Source organism: Streptomyces sp. NPDC059398 (assembly GCF_042751845.1).
In the GTDB taxonomy this organism is placed as follows: Bacteria; Actinomycetota; Actinomycetes; order Streptomycetales; family Streptomycetaceae; genus Streptomyces.
This window is the reverse complement of record NZ_JBHYWP010000078.1, coordinates 1-17,534: the sequence shown is the minus strand read 5'-3', so window position 1 is coordinate 17,534 and position 17,534 is coordinate 1. Positions and strand designations below refer to the sequence as shown.

The window sequence follows — 17,534 nt, the reverse complement described above, 5'->3', positions numbered from 1 at the left end:
CCCCCACCGACACTGAAGGGGTGCGCCCGGCAACCGCGACGGCAACGGCCGTCACCACCCTGATCGGCGCCGGTGTGGCCGCGGCAGCGGCCGGCCGGCTCGCCGGCGAGGCCGCGCTCAGGACGCCGCAGGGCCGGGCCCTGCCCGCCGAGCCCCGGCTCTCCGTCCACGCCACCGCCCCCGGCCGGATCACCCTCACCCGGTGCCTGGCCTCGCTGCGCCCCGGCGTGTACGGGCTTGAGGGCCCCGGCCTCCACGCGGTCGTCGGGCCGGTGATCGACGGTGGCTCGGAGACCGCCGACACGGTCGTGCGCCGTCTCGACCGGGTCACCTACGGCACGCTCGCCCCCGGCACCAAGGCCCGGCTCACCCCGCAGGTCCACGTCGGGGACCCGCGCTCCGCACTCGGCATCGACCACGCCGACGTGGACATCCCAGGTGAACTCGGCTCGTCCCCGGCCTGGTTCGTACCCGGCCCCCGCCCCACCTGGGTGATCACGGTGCACGGCCTGGGGACCGGCAGGGAGCTGCCCATGAACGTCCTGGGCTTCCTGAACGAGCAGCAGTTCCCGGTCCTCGACATCTCCTACCGGGGGGACACCGGCGCACCCGCGTCACCGGACGGCCTCGGACACCTCGGCGCGTCCGAGTGGCGCGACCTGGACGCGGCCATCCGCTACGCGGTCCGCTACGGCGCCGAGCGCGTCGTCCTGCACGGCTGGTCCACCGGCGCCGCGATGGCCCTGCACGCGGCGGCGGGCTCGGGGATGCGCGACCGTATCAGCGGTCTGGTGCTCGACTCCCCGGTCCTGGACTGGGAGGCGACCCTCGGTGCGCTGGCCGCAGCCCGGCGCACCCCGGCCGTCCTGCTGCCGCTCGCCGTACGGGCGGCCCAGGGGCGTACCGGCGTCGACGGCGACCGCCTGCGGGCCGCCGCCGACCCACGGGCGCTGACCGTGCCCACGCTGATCTTCCACGGCCCCGACGACCGGGTCGCCTCCTGGCAGCGCTCCGTCGAACTCGCTGCGGGCAAGCCGTCGTTGGTGGAGCTGAGGACCGTGGCCGGCGCCCCGCACGGGGCCATGTGGAACGCGGATCCGGCCGGCTACGAAGAGGCCATGCGGCGCTTCCTGACCCCGCTGATGTAGCACCGCAGGGCCGGATCCGGTCCGCAGGGCCTCTCCCGTACGCCCTGCGTCAACCTGTAGCGAGGGGTTCCGTTTGGGCTTTCGGCCCGTCAGAGGCAAGACTGCTCCCCGTGACGTCCCGTAACCCGCGCGACTCCAGACTCCGCCTCGTCCGCCCCCGACCTCTGGTCACGGCCCGCCGCGTCGTGAGCAACCGGCCCATCCGTCCCGCCCCGCGCCCGCCCGCCGGTACACCGGTCCAGGCGGAGCTGGCCCGCCAGGCCAGGGCGGTCCTCGCCGACGCCGTCCGGATCGCCCGCTGGGCGGGCGACGCCCGGCCGGTGCAGGGCGGGGCGCTGGCCGCCCCCGCCGCCGAACACGCCGTACGCGCCCTCGCGTTGACACCGGAAGCCGTCCGGGCGGGCTGGGACCGCGCCCGGCTCGCCGGACTCGTCGAACTGCACGGGGACATCGCCCGCCCCGGCTGGCGGCTGCGCGCCTGGGACGGTGACGACAGCGCGGTGCTGCGCGGCTGGGTCGCCCTCTTCGACGCCTGGTCGATCGTCCACCCGGCAGCCCCCGACGTGCCCGCCACCGCGGTGGCCGAGGTCGTCGAGGCCGTACCGCAGGTCCTCTCGCTGCTCCAGCTCTCCGCGGGGCCCGTGACCGTACCGGCCCTGCTCGACCTGCTCAGGCAGCGCGTCGCCGAGCTGCACGAGGAGCGCTGTGAGGTCCCCTACGGCCCGCAGCCGCAGCCCGAGCCCCCCACGGCGGCGACGCCGCTCCCCGCGCTGCTCGACTGGGCGCTGCGGGGCCTGGCGGCGGTCGGCGCCCTGACCCTCGCGCCGGGCCAGGCGACACTGACGCCGCTGGGCAACTGGGCGGTCTGGGTCAAGCTGGAGCAGATCTGCGTCGCCGCGCAGAGCCCGGCGGGCAACATCGAGCAGCGCGCCGACGCCATGCTGCGCGGCTGCGCGGGGCTGACGCCGGGACCGGCGCGCGCCGAGTACCGGGCGTGGCTGGCCGCCCGCACCGTGGGCAGCGCCGTCACCGAGCTGCTCGGGGTGGCCCGCGGCGAGGACGCGCTGCTGCGCGGTCTCGCCTTCGAGGCGCTGCGGGTGGTCGGTGCCCCCGCGGAGGCCGCGGTACGGGACGCGGCGGGGGAGACCTCACTCCGTCCGTACGCGGTGCTCTGGCTCGCGGAGTACGAGGGCGCCGACCCGGAGGACGCCCATGACGCGCTCACCCGGGAAGAGGCGACCTGGCTCTGGGTGGACACGGCGGCCGCCGTCGCCGACCACGGCGAGAGCGCCCTGCTGGTCCGCCATCTGGAATCGGCGGTCCAGGGCACCGTGCCCGCCCTGCTCGAAGAGGTACGGGCGGTGGGGCACCCCCGCACCGTGCAGGTGCTGGTGGCGCTCGCGGCCGCCCACCCGGACCCCGCACTGGCCAAGGCGGTACGCCGGGCCGCGTTCCAGGTGCACACCGGGGGCGTCTGACCGCCGGGCGACGCGTGCCGGGACGGCAAGGGTCTGTCCGGCCTGCCGGCCCCCGGCACCGTCCCGGTACGGCGGCCGCCGAGGTCCGGCGGCGGTGCGGGGGTCCCGGTTCGTCCCTCTTGTGCGGGGAGGGGCGCTCTCGGGGGACGGGTACCGACAGAGCTCCCGCGCGGCACCGTTAGACTGGGCCGCATGGCATTTCTCCTTGTGCATTAGCCGGCGTCGAAGCACCCCTCCGCCTGCCCTTCCGCCGTCCATACCGCCCTGGAGTTTTTCCGTGATCACCGCTTCCGGCATCGAGCTGCGCGCCGGCGCCCGCATCCTCATCGAGTCCGCCTCCTTCCGTATCGCCAAGGGCGACCGCATCGGCCTCGTCGGCCGCAACGGTGCGGGCAAGACCACCCTCACCAAGTGCCTCGCCGGTGAGGGCATCCCCGCCGGGGGCACCATCACCCGCTCGGGAGAGGTCGGCTATCTCCCGCAGGACCCGCGCACCGGCGACCTCGACGTCCTCGCCCGCGACCGCATCCTCTCCGCCCGTGACCTCGACTCCGTACTGCGCAAGATGCGCGAGAACGAGGAGCGCATGGCGAACGGCAAGGGCGCGACCCGCGAGAAGGCGATGAAGAAGTACGAGCGCCTGGAGACGGAGTTCCTCACCAAGGGCGGGTACGCAGCCGAGGCCGAGGCGGCCACCATCGCCGCGGCCCTCGGGCTGCCCGACCGGGTGCTCGGCCAGCCGCTCCACACGCTCTCCGGCGGTCAGCGCCGCCGGGTCGAGCTGGCCAGGATCCTCTTCTCGGACGCCGACACCCTGCTCCTCGACGAGCCCACCAACCACCTCGACGCCGACTCCATCGTCTGGCTGCGCGAGTACCTGAAGAGCTACCGCGGCGGCTTCATCGTGATCTCCCACGATGTCGAGCTGGTCGAGACGGTGGTCAACAAGGTCTTCTATCTGGACGCCAACCGCACCCAGATCGACATCTACAACATGGGGTGGAAGCTCTACCAGCAGCAGCGCGAGGCCGACGAGAAGCGCCGCAAGCGCGAGCGCCAGAACGCCGAGAAGAAGGCCGCGTCCCTCAACTCGCAGGCCGACAAGATGCGCGCCAAGGCCACCAAGACCGTCGCCGCGCAGAACATGGCCAAGCGCGCGGACCGGCTGCTCGCCGGTCTCGAAGCCGTCCGGGTCTCCGACAAGGTCGCCAAGCTGCGCTTCCCCGATCCCGCGCCGTGCGGCAAGACCCCGCTGACGGCGGAGGGCCTGTCCAAGTCGTACGGCTCGCTGGAGATCTTCACCGATGTCGACCTCGCGGTGGACAAGGGTTCCCGCGTCGTCATCCTCGGCCTCAACGGCGCGGGCAAGACCACTCTGCTGAAGCTGCTGGCCGGTGCGGAGAAGCCCGACACCGGAGAGGTCATCGAGGGCCACGGCCTGAAGATGGGCTACTACGCGCAGGAGCACGAGACGCTGGACCCCGAGCGCTCGGTCCTGGAGAACATGCGCTCGGCGGCGCCCGACCTCGACCTGGTGCAGGTCCGCAAGACGCTCGGCTCGTTCCTCTTCTCGGGCGACGACGTCGACAAGCCGGCCGGGGTCCTCTCCGGCGGTGAGAAGACCAGGCTCGCGCTGGCCACCCTCGTGGTCTCATCGGCCAATGTGCTGCTCCTCGACGAGCCCACCAACAACCTCGACCCGGCCAGCCGCGAGGAGATCCTCGGCGCGCTCCGCACCTACAAGGGCGCGGTCATCCTCGTCACCCACGACGAGGGCGCGGTGCACGCGCTGGAGCCGGAGCGGATCATCCTGCTGCCGGACGGCGTCGAGGACCTGTGGGGTCCGGACTACGCGGACCTGGTCGCACTGGCCTGATCCAGCGGCCCCGGTCCCCTCGGGTCCACCAGTGATCCACCGCCCGGTCCGTCGCCCGATCCACCCCGGATGGATCATTCGGCCCACAGGTGATCCTTCATCTGAGTGAGCCGCTCTCGTACCCCGGCGTGTCCCATGACGGCGCCCCGACCGGCGGGCGCAGCTCGGGCCCCTGCCGTGCTTTCTCCACCGGACCGCCGCTGACCTGCGACTTCGCGCTCAGTGGCGGTCCTGTGCGGTTTCTGCAGGCGTCGGAATGGCGCGATCCGCTCCGTGGAGTGAGCCGGGACACAGAAATCCCTCCGCCACAGACCTTGCCGAATGGGTGGCCAGGAAGGCCGGGAGGGGTGATCATGAGAGTCCAGAGCGCACTTCCTTGAGGAGGCACGGGTGGCCGAGACTCTGAAGAAGGGCAGCCGGGTTACCGGCGCCGCGCGTGACAAGCTCGCGGCAGACCTGAAGAAGAAATACGACTCCGGTGCGAGCATCCGGGCACTGGCGGAAGAGACCGGCCGTTCCTACGGATTCGTCCACCGGATGCTCAGCGAGTCCGGTGTGGCGCTGCGAGGACGCGGCGGAGCGACGCGGGGCAAGAAAGCCGCGTCGGCCTGACAGGGCCGAGACCCCGGGCCCACCGGTTCACCATGGTGGCCACCCGGTCGGCCGAGAGGCCGGCAGGGTGGTTACTGTGCAGTCACTTAACCGTCTGCACCGAACCGGAGACCCCATGACCTCGCTCGACTACGTGCTCGACAAGGACGGCGTACGGCTCACCGTCGAGGACACGGTTGCCACGGTGACGCTGGCCAACCCCGCGAAGCGCAACGCCCAGTCTCCCGCTCTGTGGCGGGCGTTGACAGAAGCGGGACGGTCACTGCCGGGCAGTGTCCGCGTCGTGGTGCTCCGCGGTGAGGGCAAGTCCTTCTCCGCGGGCCTGGACCGGCAGGCTTTCACGCCTGAGGGTTTCGACGGCGAGCCGTCCTTCCTCGATCTGGCGCGCGGTGACGACGCCTCACTCGACGCGGCCATCGCCGAGTACCAGGAGGCGTTCACCTGGTGGCGCCGCCCCGACCTGATCACGATCGCCGCCGTCCAGGGCCATGCGATCGGCGCCGGGTTCCAGCTCGCCCTCGCCTGCGACCTGCGGGTCGTCGCCGACGACGTGCAGTTCGCCATGCGCGAGACCAGTCTCGGACTCGTCCCCGACCTCACCGGCACCCACCCGCTGGTGGGGCTCGTCGGCTATGCCCGCGCGCTGGAGATCTGCGCCACCGGACGGTTCGTGCACGCCGATGAGGCCGTCCGTACCGGCCTGGCCAATCTGGCCGTCCCGGCCGACGAACTCGAAGGCACGGTCACCGACCTGGCGTCCGCCCTGCTCGCCGCCCCCCGCGACGCGGTCATCGAGACCAAGGCGCTGCTGATCGGGGCGGCAAACCGTACATACGAGGAGCAGCGCACGGCCGAGCGCGCCGCCCAGGCCCGCAGGCTGCGTGACCTGGCGGGCCTGTCCGACTGACCGGCCGCCTCACGACACCCGGCGTGCGCGGTGTTTCACCGCACGCAACCGGACCTCGGCGGGAAGCCTGGCGAACCCCGCCGATTCGCGGGCGTGCGCCAAGGCCCCGGTGGTGAGGCCCGAGAGCGCCGAGACCGGTTCGGAGTGTGCCGTGAGGGACATGCTGATCCGGGCCGCGGGGGAGGTGCGCCGGCCGGTCAGCCGCACCACCGCACGGTCGACGCCGTGCAGCGACTCGGCCTCGGAGGCCAGGGCGTTCTCCAGCGCCCGGCCCCTGAGCCGCGCGCCGTCACCGTCGCCGCTGTCCACCAGCACCTCGGAGAGACGCGGGCGGCGCAGCTGGGCCAGCAGCCACCAGAGTGCGAGCAGCACGATGACGGCGAGCGCCGCGATGACCACCGGCCACCACCAGCTGTCGCCGCGCCACTTGGTGCGGCGCGCCGTGGAGAGCAGGACGTCGTGCGGTCCGCTCCAGGGCCACCAGGAGGGGACGGAGAGATTCAGCCCCGCCGCGAGGACCGACCCGCCGAGGGCGAGCAGCACCAGTCCGGCGAGGGTGAGCAGGACCCGGTTGACCGTCTTCAGCATCGCGGCGTCACCCCTTCCTGGCAGGACGGCCGACGCGCACGGAGAGCCGGGGCCGGGACCCGAGCCCGAGCGCGGTGATCCCCGTCGCCATCGTGCGGTCCAGGTCGGCCCGTACGTCGTCGAGTTCGCGGAAGTGCGAGCGGGCCCGCACCTTGACCTTGGAACGCTTCATCCGGATGTGTACCGACTGCACACCGGCCACCTCCATGGCCCGGTCCCGCAGCACCAGCGCCGCCGCGTCCCGTTCGAGACCGGCCTTGACCTGCGGGCTGTCCCGCCGCATCGAAAGCAGTGAGCGCAGCCCCGGAGTGAGGGCCAGGACGAGCAGCCAGAGGCCGATGGCCATCACGACCCCGGCACAGACCTTGATCCAGATGCTGTCCAGGGGCCGGGTCGCCAGATCGTCGGCGACCACATGGCGCCAGTGCATCGCGGGCCGCCCTGCCCGTACCGCCGACACGTCGTAGAGCAGCAGACCGGCCGCGCCGAGCAGTACGAGCGCCAGCAGCCCGGCCGGTGTCCGGCGCCAGGACCAGAAACGCCTCGCCCGGCCACCCGAACCGGGCGCCGGTGCGTAGGCGGTGGCGGACCCGGGGCTGTTCGGCTCGGCCGGGTCCTTCTCCATGACGGGAAGCCGCTGGGTGCTGTCGTCCGCTTCGCTCATCGGGTCCTCCCCCCGTCGGAGCCGCGGGTCTGCTCGGAGTGCAGCCGTTCGACCTGCACCGCCACCTCCGGCACCTCCATGTCCGCAAGGGACTCGACCCGCTGGGCCACCCGGCGCCTGACCGCACCGCACTGGGCGCCGATGTCGGACGGATAGCCGAGGTCGAGACTGACCCGGACCCGCGCACGGGAGTCCTGCACCGTGACCGTGGCATGCGGTGCGGAGCCGCCTTCGGGCACCCTGCCGATCGCCTCACGCGCCGCCTGCGCCGCGATCTTCGATACGACCCGGTCGGCGATCCGGGTCGAACCGCGCTCCGCGGGCGCCACCCGAGCCGTCATCGCCGCCGGTCGCCGTGGTCGCGGCTGCGGAAGAAGTCGCCGGCTTCGAGGTCGCCGTCGGCGAACCTGCCCGCGACGAAGCCGATCGCACCGAGCGCGGCCACCAGAAGAAAGGCTCCGAAGCCGCCGAAGTAGCCGGCGAAGCCAAGTGCCATACCGGCCAACAGGCCGACCACAGCCATACTCATCGTGCGCTCCTAAGCCGAAGGTTCGGGGTCACTGAAGTCGGGACTCCGGCTCTTCGTCGTCGTCCTCGTCCGGCAGTTTCACATCGCTGACCGCGATATTGACCTCGACGACCTCAAGGCCCGTCATCCGTTCCACGGCCGAGATGACGTTCTCCCGTACATCGCGGGCGACCTCCGCGATCGACACGCCGTACTCGACGACGATCTCCAGATCGAGGGCCGTCTGGACCTCGCCGACCTCGGCCTTCACCCCGCGCGACACGGACTTGCCGCCACCGGGGACCCGGTCGCGCACCGCGCCGAACGTACGGGAGATGCCGCTGCCCATCGCGTGCACGCCGGCCACGTCGCGCGCCGCGAGCCCGGCGATCTTCTCGACCACGCCGTCCGCGATGGTGGTACGGCCGCGGGAGCCGGGGGCGCCACCGCCGCGCTTGGTCACGTCGGTCTTGCGGGGCTCCTGGCCTGCCGGGCCCCTGCCGGAGGCGTCGGACTGGTTCTGCTGCGGGGTCTCACTCATCGCCGTACGTCCCTCTCCGAGCGGTAGCGGATTCTGTACCCACGGTAGGTGTGCTTTCCCGGTTCCGCGCCGGGAATGCGGCAGGGTGGGGGTATGACGGGTGACGGATCGTGTGGGCACGACGGGTTGGCGCAGGCCGTCCGCAGCAGGCTCGCCCTCGGCAGGCTGCTGCCGCTCGGCGGTGCGCGGGACGGCGCCTGGATCGCCGAGGAGGCGGCCGTCGCGGTGCTGCGGCATGCGGCCGACGGGGTACCGGGGACGGCGCTCGGGAAGCTGCGGATCGCTCCGGCCGGGGCTGCCGGGGCCGCTCCTGCGGGGGTTCCGGCCCCGCCGAGCGCCCTGCCGCCGGGGCCGCTGCGGGTCGTGGCGGAGGCGGATGCGGTGGTCGGCGCGGTGGTCGGCGGGGAGGCGCTCACGGCTGCCGTCGAACGGTTGCGGGACGCGCTGTTCGGCGCCTGCGACAAGGCGCTGGGGCTCGAAGTGACCGGGGTGGACGTACGGGTGACGGGGCTGCTGGAGGCGCGGCCGAATCCGTCGGCGGTCATTGGGCCGGACAGGGGGGCCGCCGCCGTACGGGGCCCCGAGGCCGATGCGGCGGCCGCCGTTCCCGGAGTCGCCCGGCTGACCGGAGTACTGGGTTCGGCCGTACACCGCACCGGCGACCATGTCCGGGTGGAGCTCGCGGTGGCCGCCGGGCGCCGGGCCCTGGACGTGACCGGGGCGGTGCGGGCCGCGGTGGCCGCCGCGTCCGGTACGGACCTGCCGGTGGCGGTGCTGGTCACGGCGGTGGACCTGCCCTGACCGGCGGCCCGGGGCGGTTCAGAATCCGCGCCGTGCGGCCGGAGTCGCGAGGCGGTAGGGATCCCGGGCGGTCAGATCCGTGCCGTGCGGCCGCATTCCCCGCACGGCCGCAATCCGCGCCGGGCCATCAGGATCCCCGGGCGGTCAGAATCCGCGCCGGGCGCCGCCGTCGACCGGCAGCATGATCCCGGTGAGGTACGAGGCGCCGGGCGACAGGACGAACGCGGCGGTCCTGCCGAACTCCTCCGGCCGCCCGTAGCGCCGCAGCGGCACCGCCGCCTCCGACCTGGCGCGCGCCGCCGCCGGATCACCGCCGAGCGTGTCCAGATGCCGCACCCGGTCCGTGTCGATACGGCCGGGCAGCAGCCCCACCACCCGGATCCCGCGCGGACCGACCTCGTCGGCGAGCGACTTGGCGAAACCGGCCAGGCCGGGGCGGAGCCCGTTGGAGATCGTCAGACCCCCGATGGGCTCGTGCACCGAGCCGGAGAGCACCAGGCCGATGACGCCCCCTTCGGACAGCTCGGCGGCGGCCGTGCGGGCGAGCCGCACCGCGCCGAGGAAGACGGCTTCGAAGGCCGTCCGCCACTGCTCGTCGGTGTTGTCGGCCGCCGAGCCCGCGGCCGGGCCGCCGACGCTGATGAGGATGCCGTCGAAGCGTCCGAAGTGCTCACGGGCGGTGGCGATCAGCCGTGCGGCGGCCGCGGGGTCACCGTTGTCCGCCGCCACCCCGACCACCCCGGGACCGAGCTCGGCCGCCGCGGCCCGCGCCGTCTCCTCCTCGCGCCCGGTGATGATCACCTTCGCCCCGTCGGCCGCCAGCTCGCGTGCCGAGGCGAACCCCAGCCCCCTGGTGGCTCCGGTGACGATGTAGACGCGGTCCTTCAGTCCAAGATCCATGGCCCTATCCTGCATCCTCCTCTGGCGCCCCCAGCGCGCGGGCCAGCCCCAGCGCGGTGTTCACCAGGCCGATGTGGCTGAACGCCTGCGGGAAGTTGCCGAGCTGGCGCCCGGCCACCGGGTCGTACTCCTCGGCCAGCAGCCCGACGTCGTTACGGAGCGAGAGCAGCTTCTCGAAGAGCGCCTCGGCCTCCTTGACCCGCCCGGTCAGCCGCAGGGCATCGACCAGCCAGAACGAACAGACCAGGAACGTTCCCTCGCCGCCCGGCAGACCGTCCACCGAGGGGCCCTCCACGCTGTAGCGGCGCACCAGACCTTCGTGGCACAGCTCATCGCGTACCGCGTCGACCGTCCCGACGACCCGGGGGTCGTCCGGCGGCAGAAAGCCGACCTGCGGAATGAGCAGCGTCGCCGCGTCCAGCTCGGTGGAGCCGTACGACTGGGTGAAGGTGTTGCGCTCCTTGTCGAAGCCCTTCTCGCACACCTCCCGGTGCACCTCGTCGCGCATCCGCCGCCACCGCTCCACATCGCCGCGCAGCTTCGGCTCGGCCTCCAGGGTGCGTACGGCACGGTCGGCGGCGACCCAGGCCATCACCTTGGAGTGCACGAAGTGGCGGCGTGGCCCGCGTACTTCCCAGAGGCCCTCGTCCGGCTCCCGCCAGCGCGACTCCAGGAAGTCGAGCAGGGCCAGCTGGAGGCTCCAGGCGTGTTTCTCGTCGGCCAGACCCGAAGTGCGGGCCAGATGGAGGGAGTCGATGACCTCGCCGTACACATCGAGCTGCAGCTGGTTCACTGCTCCGTTCCCGGTACGGACCGGCGCGGAGTCCGCATGGCCGCGCAGCCACCCCAGCTCCGTCTCGGGCAGCCGCCGCTCGCCCGCGAGCCCGTACATGATCTGGAGATCGCCGGGGTTGCCCGCGACCGCGCGCAGCAGCCAGTCGCGCCAGGCCCCGGCCTCGTCCAGATAGCCGCAGGCCAGCAGCGCGCCCAGGGTGAGCGTGGAGTCGCGCAGCCAGCAGAACCGGTAGTCCCAGTTGCGTACGCCCCCGATCTCCTCGGGGAGCGAGGTGGTCGGGGCCGCGACGACGCCCCCGGTCGGGCGGAAGGTGAGCGCCTTCAGGGTGATCAGCGAGCGGACCACCGCCTCCCGGTACGGGCCCTGGTACCGGCAGGGCGTCGACCACGTGTGCCAGTCCTCCAGCGCCTGTTCCAGCGCCTCGTGCGGGTCCACGAGCGCGGGGCGCGGCTCCTGTGACGGATGCCAGGTGAGCACGAACGCCACCTTCTCGCCCGCGGCCACGGTGAAGGACGAGCAGGTGGAGAAGTGCTGGCCCCAGGTCTTCACCTCCGGCTCGCTGCGCAGCCACACCGAGTCCGGGCCCGCCACCGCGATCCGGTGGCCGTCCGAGCGGCGCATCCACGGGACGACCGAGCCGTAGTCGAAGCGCAGCCGCAGCGTCCCCGCCATTTCGACCTCGCCGCTGACGCCCTCGACGATCCGCATGATGTCCGGTGCGGTGTCGCGCTGCGGCATGAAGTCGATGACCTTGACCGTGCCGGTCTCCGTCTCCCAGACCGACTCCAGGACGAGCGACCCGTCCCGGTAGCCGCGCCGGGTGCAGGCGCCGGCTCCGGCCGGTGCGATACGCCAGTGGCCGTTCTCCTCGTCGCCGAGCAGTGCGGCGAAGCACGCGGCGGAGTCGAAGCGGGGCAGGCACAGCCAGTCGATGGAGCCGTCCCTGCCGACCAGGGCCGCGGTCTGCAGATCGCCGATGAGGGCGTAGTCCTCGATACGTTGGGTCACGAGGGGCCGTGTTCCCGGGAGAGCCCCGCGTTAAGCAGCCGCGGGCACCGGTTCGGGTGTGTTCTCCGACGCCCCCGCGGCCCGTTCGCGCTTCTCGCGGCGGGCCAGGATGACGAAGCCGATGGGCACCCCGGCGGTGAAGAGCCACCACTGCACCGCGTATGCCATGTGCGGGCCGATGTCCGAATGGTCGGGGGCCGGGATCAGCTCGGGCGTGTCGCCCTTGGGCTGAGGTGCGGTCTGCTCGATGTAGCCGCCGAGGACGGTCCTGCCCAGCGCCTTCGCCTGCTGCTCACTGTTGATCAGCATCACCTGGCGGGGCGGCAGCCCCCGTACGTCCTTGATCCCGCTGTCCCCGGTCGTCTGATCGGCCATCAGCCGGCCGGTCACCGTCAGCCTGCCCCGGGGGGCGGCCGGGATTCTGGGCAGTGTGGTCTGGCTGCCGTTGTCCGGGATCCAGCCGCGGTTGATGAGCACGGTCCTGCCGTCGTCCAGGACGAAAGGGGTCAGGACGTGGTACCCGACGGTGCCGTCGGCGGAGGTTCTGCGCCGTACGACGACCTCGTGCGCCGTGTCGTAGTGGCCGGTCGCCGTCACCTGTCGCCAGTACTGGTCGTAGGGGACCGTATGTCCGGGGGACGTGAGGTCTCCGACCGGTACGGGCCGGGACTTGAGGTTCTCGCCGATGAGCGTGTTCTGCGCGACCTTGTGCTCGTGACGGTGCAGCTGCCAGAAGCCCAGCTTGATCATCGTCGGCATCAGGACGAGAGAGACAAGGGCGAGAATCACCCACTGCCGTGTCAACAGGAAGCGGTACACGTCTCTGAAGGTACTCGCACGAGGAGGTCCCCCCGGACGGGGGGTCCCGCCGGAGGGACAGAACCGGGCAGATTCAGACCTTGTCGACGATGCCCTCCTTCCCCTCCGCGCGGGCGCAGTGGCCTCCGCAGTACCACTCACCGTCGGCCTCCACGCCCTGCCCGATCACCCGGACACGGCAGTGCTCGCAGATGGGCGCCATCCGGTGGATGGCGCAGGAGAAGCAGTCGAAGACGTGCACCGCGCCCTGCGCGTGCACCTCGAAGGACATGCCGTAGTCGTTTCCGCATACCTCGCAACGTGCCATGCGCCACAGGGTGGGACGCCGGAGGGCGGCGGGCGAGCGGACGGGGGGCGAGTCGCCCGCCAATCACCCGTCTGCCGGGGCCGGGGCGACGTCGCGGAGCAGCTGGGTGAAGGCGGCCTCGTCGATGACGGGGGTGCCGAAGGACTTGGCCTTGACCGTCTTGGACGTGGCCGATTCCGGGTCATTGGTGACGAGCAGGCTGGTGAGCCGGGAGAGGCTCGTCGCCACATGCAGTCCGGCTTCGGCCGCCCGGTCCTCAAGAAGCTCGCGGTCGACCGATGTGTCACCGGAGAACGCCACCCGCATCCCCTGCACCAGCGGCTTCCCCGGCTCGTACCGCCCGGGGTTCGGGTAGGGGCAGGCGGGCCGCTTCCTGGCCGGACGCCAGCTGCTCTGCCGGTACGACGCCTGATAGCCCACGCGTGGCGCGGCCGGGGCGTCCGACCACTCGGTGAGCGGCCGGCATTCGAGGAGCGGCAGCCGCACCCCTCCCCGGGCCGCGGCGTGCAGACTCGGGCGGAACGCCTCGGCCAGCACCCGGGCGTCGTCGAGCGCGTGGTGGGCGCGCTGCTGTACGACGCCGAAGTGCGCGGCGAGCGATTCCAGCTTGTGGTTGGGGAGCGGCAGGGCGAGCTCCTTGGAGAGCGCGATGGTGCACAGCCGCTGGCGGACCGGGGCGGTCCGCCGCGCGCGGGCGTACTCCCTGGCGATCATCTGCCAGTCGAAGATCGCGTTGTGCGCCACCAGGACGCGGCCGTCGAGCCGTTCGGCGAACTCCGCCGCGATCTCCGGGAAGAGCGGGGCGCCCTCCAGGACCTCGCTGGTCAGCCCGTGGATCCAGACGGGCCCCGGGTCGCGCTCCGGATTGACCAGCGTGTACCAGTGGTCCTCGACCTCGCCCTGGGCGTCCAGCCGGTAGACGGCAGCGGAGATTATCCGGTCGTCGCGTGCGAGGCCGGTGGTCTCCACGTCGACGACCGCGTACCCCTGCGGGTACGCGGCCGGCCACGCTGTCGCTGCTGTCTGGCGGTCGTCGAGCATGGTCACAGAGAATACGGGCCCCCACCGACAACCCGGCAATCCCGGGGGGCACACCCGCCTCGCCGCCGGCCGGCCCGGAACCCCGCGTACGGGACGGCGCGGCGCGGTTTCCGTTGTGGAGCAACCGATGTGACGGGGCGTCGGGCCCCCTGGCCCGCCGCCGCCCATCAGGGCCCGGGAGGTACGGGGCGGGCCGCCCGCCTGAGCCCCCACCGCGGCCGCCCACCCGGGCCGCCACGGGCGAGGCCCGCGCGGACCGTGGTGGCCCGGATGAGATTCTGGCCCGATGACGGACTCCTCCCACGACGAACCCCACCGCGGCGGCCTCGGCGCGCGCCTCAACTGGCTCCGGGCCGCGGTGCTCGGTGCCAACGACGGCGTCGTATCGACCGCGGGCATCGTCGTCGGTGTCGCCGGTGCCACCGGCTCGCGTACCGCGCTGCTCACCGCCGGTCTCTCCGGACTGCTCGCGGGGTCGATGTCGATGGCGGCGGGGGAGTACGTCTCGGTGTCCACCCAGCGCGACTCGGAGAAGGCCGCCCTCGCCCTGGAGAAGCGCGAACTGCGTGAGACCCCGGACGCCGAACTCGAAGAGCTGGCCCGGCTCCTGGAGGGCAAGGGGCTCTCCGCGGATCTGGCCAGGGAGGCCGCCGAACAGCTCACCGAGCGAGACGCCCTGCGCGCCCACGCCGAGGTCGAGCTGGGCATCGACCCCGACGACCTCACCAGCCCCTGGCACGCGGCAGGCGCCAGCTTCGCGGCCTTCACCGCCGGCGCGCTCCTGCCGCTGCTCGCCATCGTGCTGCCGCCGGCATCGGTGCGGCTGTACATCACGGTGCTGTCGGTCCTGGCGGCGCTGGCACTCGCGGGCTGGTGGAGCGCCCGGTCGGGGTCCGCCCCGGTACGCCCCGCCGTGGTACGGAACATGGCCGGGGGAGCGCTGGCCATGGCGGTGACCTACGCGGCCGGGGCGCTGCTCGGCGCGGCGGGCGTCTGAGCGCCCGGCCCGCTCCAGTGTCCGTCCCGGAGTGCGCCCCTGCCCGCGCGAGGATCCGCCCGGCCCGCCCTGGAGTCCGCCCCGCCCGCGCAAGTGGCCGGGGCGGACACCCCAAGTACCCGCCCGGTGGCGCCTCTTGGCGGAACCCGCCAAAAGGCGCTGACAGAATGTCTCGCATACTTGTCAGTAACAACATCTAGCCGGGGCCGATCCCGCGGCCGTACCGTGCTGGCATGCCGAACCTGCCCGATGTCGTGCTGTGGTCCATACCCGCCTTCGTCCTGCTCACCGTCGTGGAGATGGCGAGCTACCGGTTCCACCCCGACGAGGACTCCGCGGGGTACGAGACCAGAGACGCCGTCACCAGCGTCGGAATGGGTCTCGGCAGCCTGGTCTTCGACTTCCTGTGGAAGATCCCGATCGTCGCGATCTACACCGCGGTGTACGAACTCACCCCGCTGCGTGTCCCCGTCCTCTGGTGGACCGTCCCGCTGATGCTGCTCGGGCAGGACTTCTTCTACTACTGGTCGCACCGCGGCCACCACGTCGTCCGCATCCTCTGGGCCTGCCACGTCGTGCACCACTCCAGCCGCAAGTTCAATCTGACGACCGCGCTGCGCCAGCCCTGGACGTCGCTGACCGTCTGGCCCTTCTACCTCCCGCTGATCGCCATCGGCGTGCACCCGGCCGCGCTCGCCTTCTGCTCTTCCGCCAACCTCGTCTACCAGTTCTGGGTCCACACGGAGCGGGTCGGCAAGCTGCCGCGCCCCTTCGAGTACGTGCTCAACACGCCCTCCCACCACCGGGTGCACCACGCCTCGCAGGGCGGCTACCTGGACCGGAACTTCGGCGGGATCCTCATCGTCTGGGACCGGCTGTTCGGATCCTTCACACCGGAGACCGTGCGGCCCGTCTTCGGGCTGACCAAGAACATCGACACCTACAACCCGCTGCGGGTCGCGACCCATGAGTACGCGGCCATCGCCCGGGACATCCGGGCCGCGGCGAGCTGGCGCGAGCGGGCCGGGCGGGTCTTCGGCGGACCGGGCTGGCAGCCGGCGCCGGCCGCCGGATCCGTACCGGATGCGGCCACCGCCGGAGCGGTTCCGGAACCGGGCCCCGCTGGAGCCGCGCCGGGGCCCGCCGGCTCAGGGGGCGCCGCCCCGGCCGCCACCGCGGTCGTTCCCGCCCTGGAGACCACGTCCGAGCGCATCGCGTGACACCCGGGCGGGAACGGGCCGCGCGGCTGCTGGGCCTCGCCTACGGGTTCGCCGCCCTGGCCGACCTCTGCGCGCTCCTCGCCACCGGGCACACCGGCCTGCTCGTCCACACCACCGCCAAACCGCTGCTGATGCCGCTGCTCGCGGCCCATGCGTACGTACGGGGCGCGCCCCGGCTGCTGGTCGCCGCGCTGCTGTGCGGCTGGGGCGGCGATGTCCTGCTGCTGTCCGGCGCGGAGCCCGCCTTCCTCGCGGGGATGGCTCTGTTCGCGGCCGGACACGTCTGCTATCTGGTGCTCTTCGGGCGCGGTCGTACGAACCCGTACCTCGGGGCGGGGTACGCCGTCGTCCTGGCCGCCACGGCCGCCGTGCTGCTGCCCGCGCTCCCGGCCGGGCTGCGGATCCCGGTGGCGGGCTACTCGCTGCTGCTCACCGCCATGGCGTACCGGGCGAGCGGCTCCGGCCCGGCCGCCGGGCTCGGCGGGGCGCTCTTCCTGGTCTCGGACACACTGATCGCCACTGGGATCGCGGACCTGCCACAGCCGCCCGTACCCGGTTTCTGGGTCATGGCCACCTATGTGGCGGCCCAGTCCCTGCTGGCCGCGGGGGTGCTCCGGTCCCGGGACGCACCGGCTCCCGCGTACCGTGGCACTCGTACATCTGTCTGATCAGCGAGGACCTGCCCCATGCGCGCCACCGTCATCCACGCCCCTCACGACGTCCGGGTGGAGGAGGTGCCGGATCCCGCGGTCCAGCACCCCACCGACGTCGTCGTCCGCGTTCTGCGCGCCTGCATCTGCGGCAGTGACCTCTGGGCCTACCGCGGTGTGGCCGCACGTGTCCCCGGGCAGCGGATCGGTCATGAGTTTCTCGGTGTCGTCGAGGAGACCGGCTCCGATGTACGGGGTTTCGCCGCCGGTGACCTCGTCGTCGCGCCCTTCGTCTGGTCCGACGGCACCTGCGAGCACTGCACCGGCGGGCTGACCACCTCCTGCCCGCAGGGCGGTTTCTGGGGATCGGTCGGTTCCGACGGCGGTCAGGGCGAAGCGGTCAGGGTGCCCTTCGCGGACGCCACCCTCGTCGGCCTTCCGGCCGCCGCCATATCCGACGACCGGCTGCTCACCGCGCTGCTCGCGCTCTCCGACGTCATGGGCACCGGCCACCACGCCGCGCTCGGCGCGGGCGTGCGGCCGGGCAGCACCGTGGCCGTCGTCGGTGACGGCGCAGTGGGGCTCTGCGGCGTACTGGCCGCGCGGCGGCTCGGCGCGCCGCGGCAGAAAACCGACCGCCCCCCCCCACACACCCCCCCCCCCCCCCCCCCCC

General features: G+C 72.7%; 20 protein-coding genes. 10 read left to right on the top strand and 10 right to left on the bottom strand.

All coding sequences use genetic code 11. The annotated features are described in order from the left end of the window. Positions 1–20 precede the first annotated feature (20 nt). From ACFXBC_RS24855 to ACFXBC_RS24835, 5 genes are all read left to right on the top strand, one after another. Positions 21–1,148 (top strand): alpha/beta hydrolase family protein, encoded by a 1,128-nt coding sequence (locus tag ACFXBC_RS24855; protein WP_385028479.1) that lies wholly within the window; start codon positions 21–23, stop codon positions 1,146–1,148. A 110-nt stretch (positions 1,149–1,258) separates the two neighbouring features. Then, complete coding sequence (locus tag ACFXBC_RS24850; RefSeq protein WP_385028476.1) at positions 1,259–2,626, top strand: hypothetical protein; 1,368 nt, start codon at positions 1,259–1,261, stop codon at positions 2,624–2,626. A gap of 277 nt (positions 2,627–2,903) precedes the next feature. Continuing rightward, positions 2,904–4,502, top strand: coding sequence for an ABC-F family ATP-binding cassette domain-containing protein (locus tag ACFXBC_RS24845; RefSeq protein ID WP_385028474.1), 1,599 nt, complete (start codon positions 2,904–2,906; stop codon positions 4,500–4,502). A 390-nt stretch (positions 4,503–4,892) separates the two neighbouring features. Beyond that, complete coding sequence (locus ACFXBC_RS24840; protein WP_215181385.1) at positions 4,893–5,114, top strand: helix-turn-helix domain-containing protein; 222 nt, start codon at positions 4,893–4,895, stop codon at positions 5,112–5,114. Between the two features lie 115 nt (positions 5,115–5,229). Further along, entirely contained in the window at positions 5,230–6,021 is a 792-nt protein-coding gene (locus tag ACFXBC_RS24835) for an enoyl-CoA hydratase/isomerase family protein (RefSeq protein ID WP_385028470.1), read from the top strand. A 9-nt stretch (positions 6,022–6,030) separates the two neighbouring features. Here the strand turns inward: ACFXBC_RS24835 and amaP are convergent, their stop codons facing one another. The 5 genes from amaP to ACFXBC_RS24810 are packed head-to-tail and all read right to left on the bottom strand — an operon-like array spanning position 6,031 to position 8,322. Then, positions 6,031–6,609, bottom strand: coding sequence for an alkaline shock response membrane anchor protein AmaP (amaP, locus tag ACFXBC_RS24830; protein ID WP_385028467.1), 579 nt, complete (start codon positions 6,607–6,609; stop codon positions 6,031–6,033). Positions 6,610–6,616: 7 nt separating this feature from the next. After that, positions 6,617–7,273: a DUF6286 domain-containing protein gene (locus ACFXBC_RS24825; RefSeq protein ID WP_385028464.1), complete on the bottom strand. Its 657-nt coding sequence runs from the start codon at positions 7,271–7,273 to the stop codon at positions 6,617–6,619. Continuing rightward, positions 7,270–7,614 carry an Asp23/Gls24 family envelope stress response protein gene (locus ACFXBC_RS24820; protein WP_385028461.1) on the bottom strand — a complete coding sequence of 115 codons (345 nt, stop codon included), beginning with the start codon at positions 7,612–7,614 and terminating at the stop codon, positions 7,270–7,272. The genes ACFXBC_RS24825 and ACFXBC_RS24820 overlap by 4 nt, the downstream gene beginning before the upstream one ends. After that, the gene (locus ACFXBC_RS24815; protein ID WP_385028458.1) at positions 7,611–7,802 is read right to left on the bottom strand and encodes a hypothetical protein; all 192 of its coding nucleotides are present in this window, start codon (positions 7,800–7,802) and stop codon (positions 7,611–7,613) included. The genes ACFXBC_RS24820 and ACFXBC_RS24815 overlap by 4 nt, the downstream gene beginning before the upstream one ends. A gap of 28 nt (positions 7,803–7,830) precedes the next feature. Next, the gene (locus tag ACFXBC_RS24810; protein WP_385028455.1) at positions 7,831–8,322 is read right to left on the bottom strand and encodes an Asp23/Gls24 family envelope stress response protein; all 492 of its coding nucleotides are present in this window, start codon (positions 8,320–8,322) and stop codon (positions 7,831–7,833) included. Between the two features lie 93 nt (positions 8,323–8,415). Here ACFXBC_RS24810 and ACFXBC_RS24805 point away from each other — a divergent pair, with 93 nt between their 5' ends. Further along, positions 8,416–9,123 (top strand): hypothetical protein, encoded by a 708-nt coding sequence (locus ACFXBC_RS24805; RefSeq protein WP_385028452.1) that lies wholly within the window; start codon positions 8,416–8,418, stop codon positions 9,121–9,123. 144 nt (positions 9,124–9,267) lie between these two features. Here ACFXBC_RS24805 and ACFXBC_RS24800 read toward each other — a convergent pair whose 3' ends face one another. The 5 genes from ACFXBC_RS24800 to ACFXBC_RS24780 form a co-directional block, all read right to left on the bottom strand. Continuing rightward, the gene (locus tag ACFXBC_RS24800; protein ID WP_385028449.1) at positions 9,268–10,023 is read right to left on the bottom strand and encodes an SDR family oxidoreductase; all 756 of its coding nucleotides are present in this window, start codon (positions 10,021–10,023) and stop codon (positions 9,268–9,270) included. Between the two features lie 4 nt (positions 10,024–10,027). Continuing rightward, positions 10,028–11,827, bottom strand: coding sequence for a glycoside hydrolase family 15 protein (locus ACFXBC_RS24795; protein WP_385028446.1), 1,800 nt, complete (start codon positions 11,825–11,827; stop codon positions 10,028–10,030). Between the two features lie 30 nt (positions 11,828–11,857). Then, positions 11,858–12,646 (bottom strand): SURF1 family protein, encoded by a 789-nt coding sequence (locus tag ACFXBC_RS24790; RefSeq protein ID WP_385028443.1) that lies wholly within the window; start codon positions 12,644–12,646, stop codon positions 11,858–11,860. 73 nt (positions 12,647–12,719) lie between these two features. Further along, entirely contained in the window at positions 12,720–12,953 is a 234-nt protein-coding gene (locus ACFXBC_RS24785; RefSeq protein ID WP_385028440.1) for a hypothetical protein, read from the bottom strand. A gap of 63 nt (positions 12,954–13,016) precedes the next feature. After that, complete coding sequence (locus ACFXBC_RS24780; RefSeq protein ID WP_385028438.1) at positions 13,017–14,000, bottom strand: DEDDh family exonuclease; 984 nt, start codon at positions 13,998–14,000, stop codon at positions 13,017–13,019. A gap of 280 nt (positions 14,001–14,280) precedes the next feature. Here ACFXBC_RS24780 and ACFXBC_RS24775 point away from each other — a divergent pair, with 280 nt between their 5' ends. The 4 genes from ACFXBC_RS24775 to ACFXBC_RS24760 form a co-directional block, all read left to right on the top strand. Further along, positions 14,281–14,991 carry a VIT family protein gene (locus ACFXBC_RS24775; protein WP_385028435.1) on the top strand — a complete coding sequence of 237 codons (711 nt, stop codon included), beginning with the start codon at positions 14,281–14,283 and terminating at the stop codon, positions 14,989–14,991. Positions 14,992–15,224: 233 nt separating this feature from the next. After that, entirely contained in the window at positions 15,225–16,211 is a 987-nt protein-coding gene (locus ACFXBC_RS24770) for a sterol desaturase family protein (protein ID WP_385028432.1), read from the top strand. Next, positions 16,208–16,879 (top strand): lysoplasmalogenase, encoded by a 672-nt coding sequence (locus ACFXBC_RS24765; protein ID WP_385028429.1) that lies wholly within the window; start codon positions 16,208–16,210, stop codon positions 16,877–16,879. Before ACFXBC_RS24770 ends, ACFXBC_RS24765 begins: the two co-directional genes overlap by 4 nt. An 18-nt stretch (positions 16,880–16,897) precedes the next feature. Then, a partial coding sequence (locus tag ACFXBC_RS24760; RefSeq protein WP_385028426.1) for an alcohol dehydrogenase catalytic domain-containing protein occupies positions 16,898–17,534 on the top strand: 637 nt, incomplete at its 3' end.

Coding starts and splice junctions, on each gene's coding strand:
- ACFXBC_RS24810 (WP_385028455.1), bottom strand. CDS start 8,322: ATGAGTGAGACCCCGCAGCAGAACCAGTCCGACGCCTCCGGCAGGGGC.
- amaP (WP_385028467.1), bottom strand. CDS start 6,609: ATGCTGAAGACGGTCAACCGGGTCCTGCTCACCCTCGCCGGACTGGTG.
- ACFXBC_RS24835 (WP_385028470.1), top strand. CDS start 5,230: ATGACCTCGCTCGACTACGTGCTCGACAAGGACGGCGTACGGCTCACC.
- ACFXBC_RS24775 (WP_385028435.1), top strand. CDS start 14,281: ATGACGGACTCCTCCCACGACGAACCCCACCGCGGCGGCCTCGGCGCG.
- ACFXBC_RS24815 (WP_385028458.1), bottom strand. CDS start 7,802: ATGAGTATGGCTGTGGTCGGCCTGTTGGCCGGTATGGCACTTGGCTTC.
- ACFXBC_RS24800 (WP_385028449.1), bottom strand. CDS start 10,023: ATGGATCTTGGACTGAAGGACCGCGTCTACATCGTCACCGGAGCCACC.
- ACFXBC_RS24770 (WP_385028432.1), top strand. CDS start 15,225: ATGCCGAACCTGCCCGATGTCGTGCTGTGGTCCATACCCGCCTTCGTC.
- ACFXBC_RS24825 (WP_385028464.1), bottom strand. CDS start 7,273: ATGAGCGAAGCGGACGACAGCACCCAGCGGCTTCCCGTCATGGAGAAG.
- ACFXBC_RS24805 (WP_385028452.1), top strand. CDS start 8,416: ATGACGGGTGACGGATCGTGTGGGCACGACGGGTTGGCGCAGGCCGTC.
- ACFXBC_RS24785 (WP_385028440.1), bottom strand. CDS start 12,953: ATGGCACGTTGCGAGGTATGCGGAAACGACTACGGCATGTCCTTCGAG.
- ACFXBC_RS24820 (WP_385028461.1), bottom strand. CDS start 7,614: ATGACGGCTCGGGTGGCGCCCGCGGAGCGCGGTTCGACCCGGATCGCC.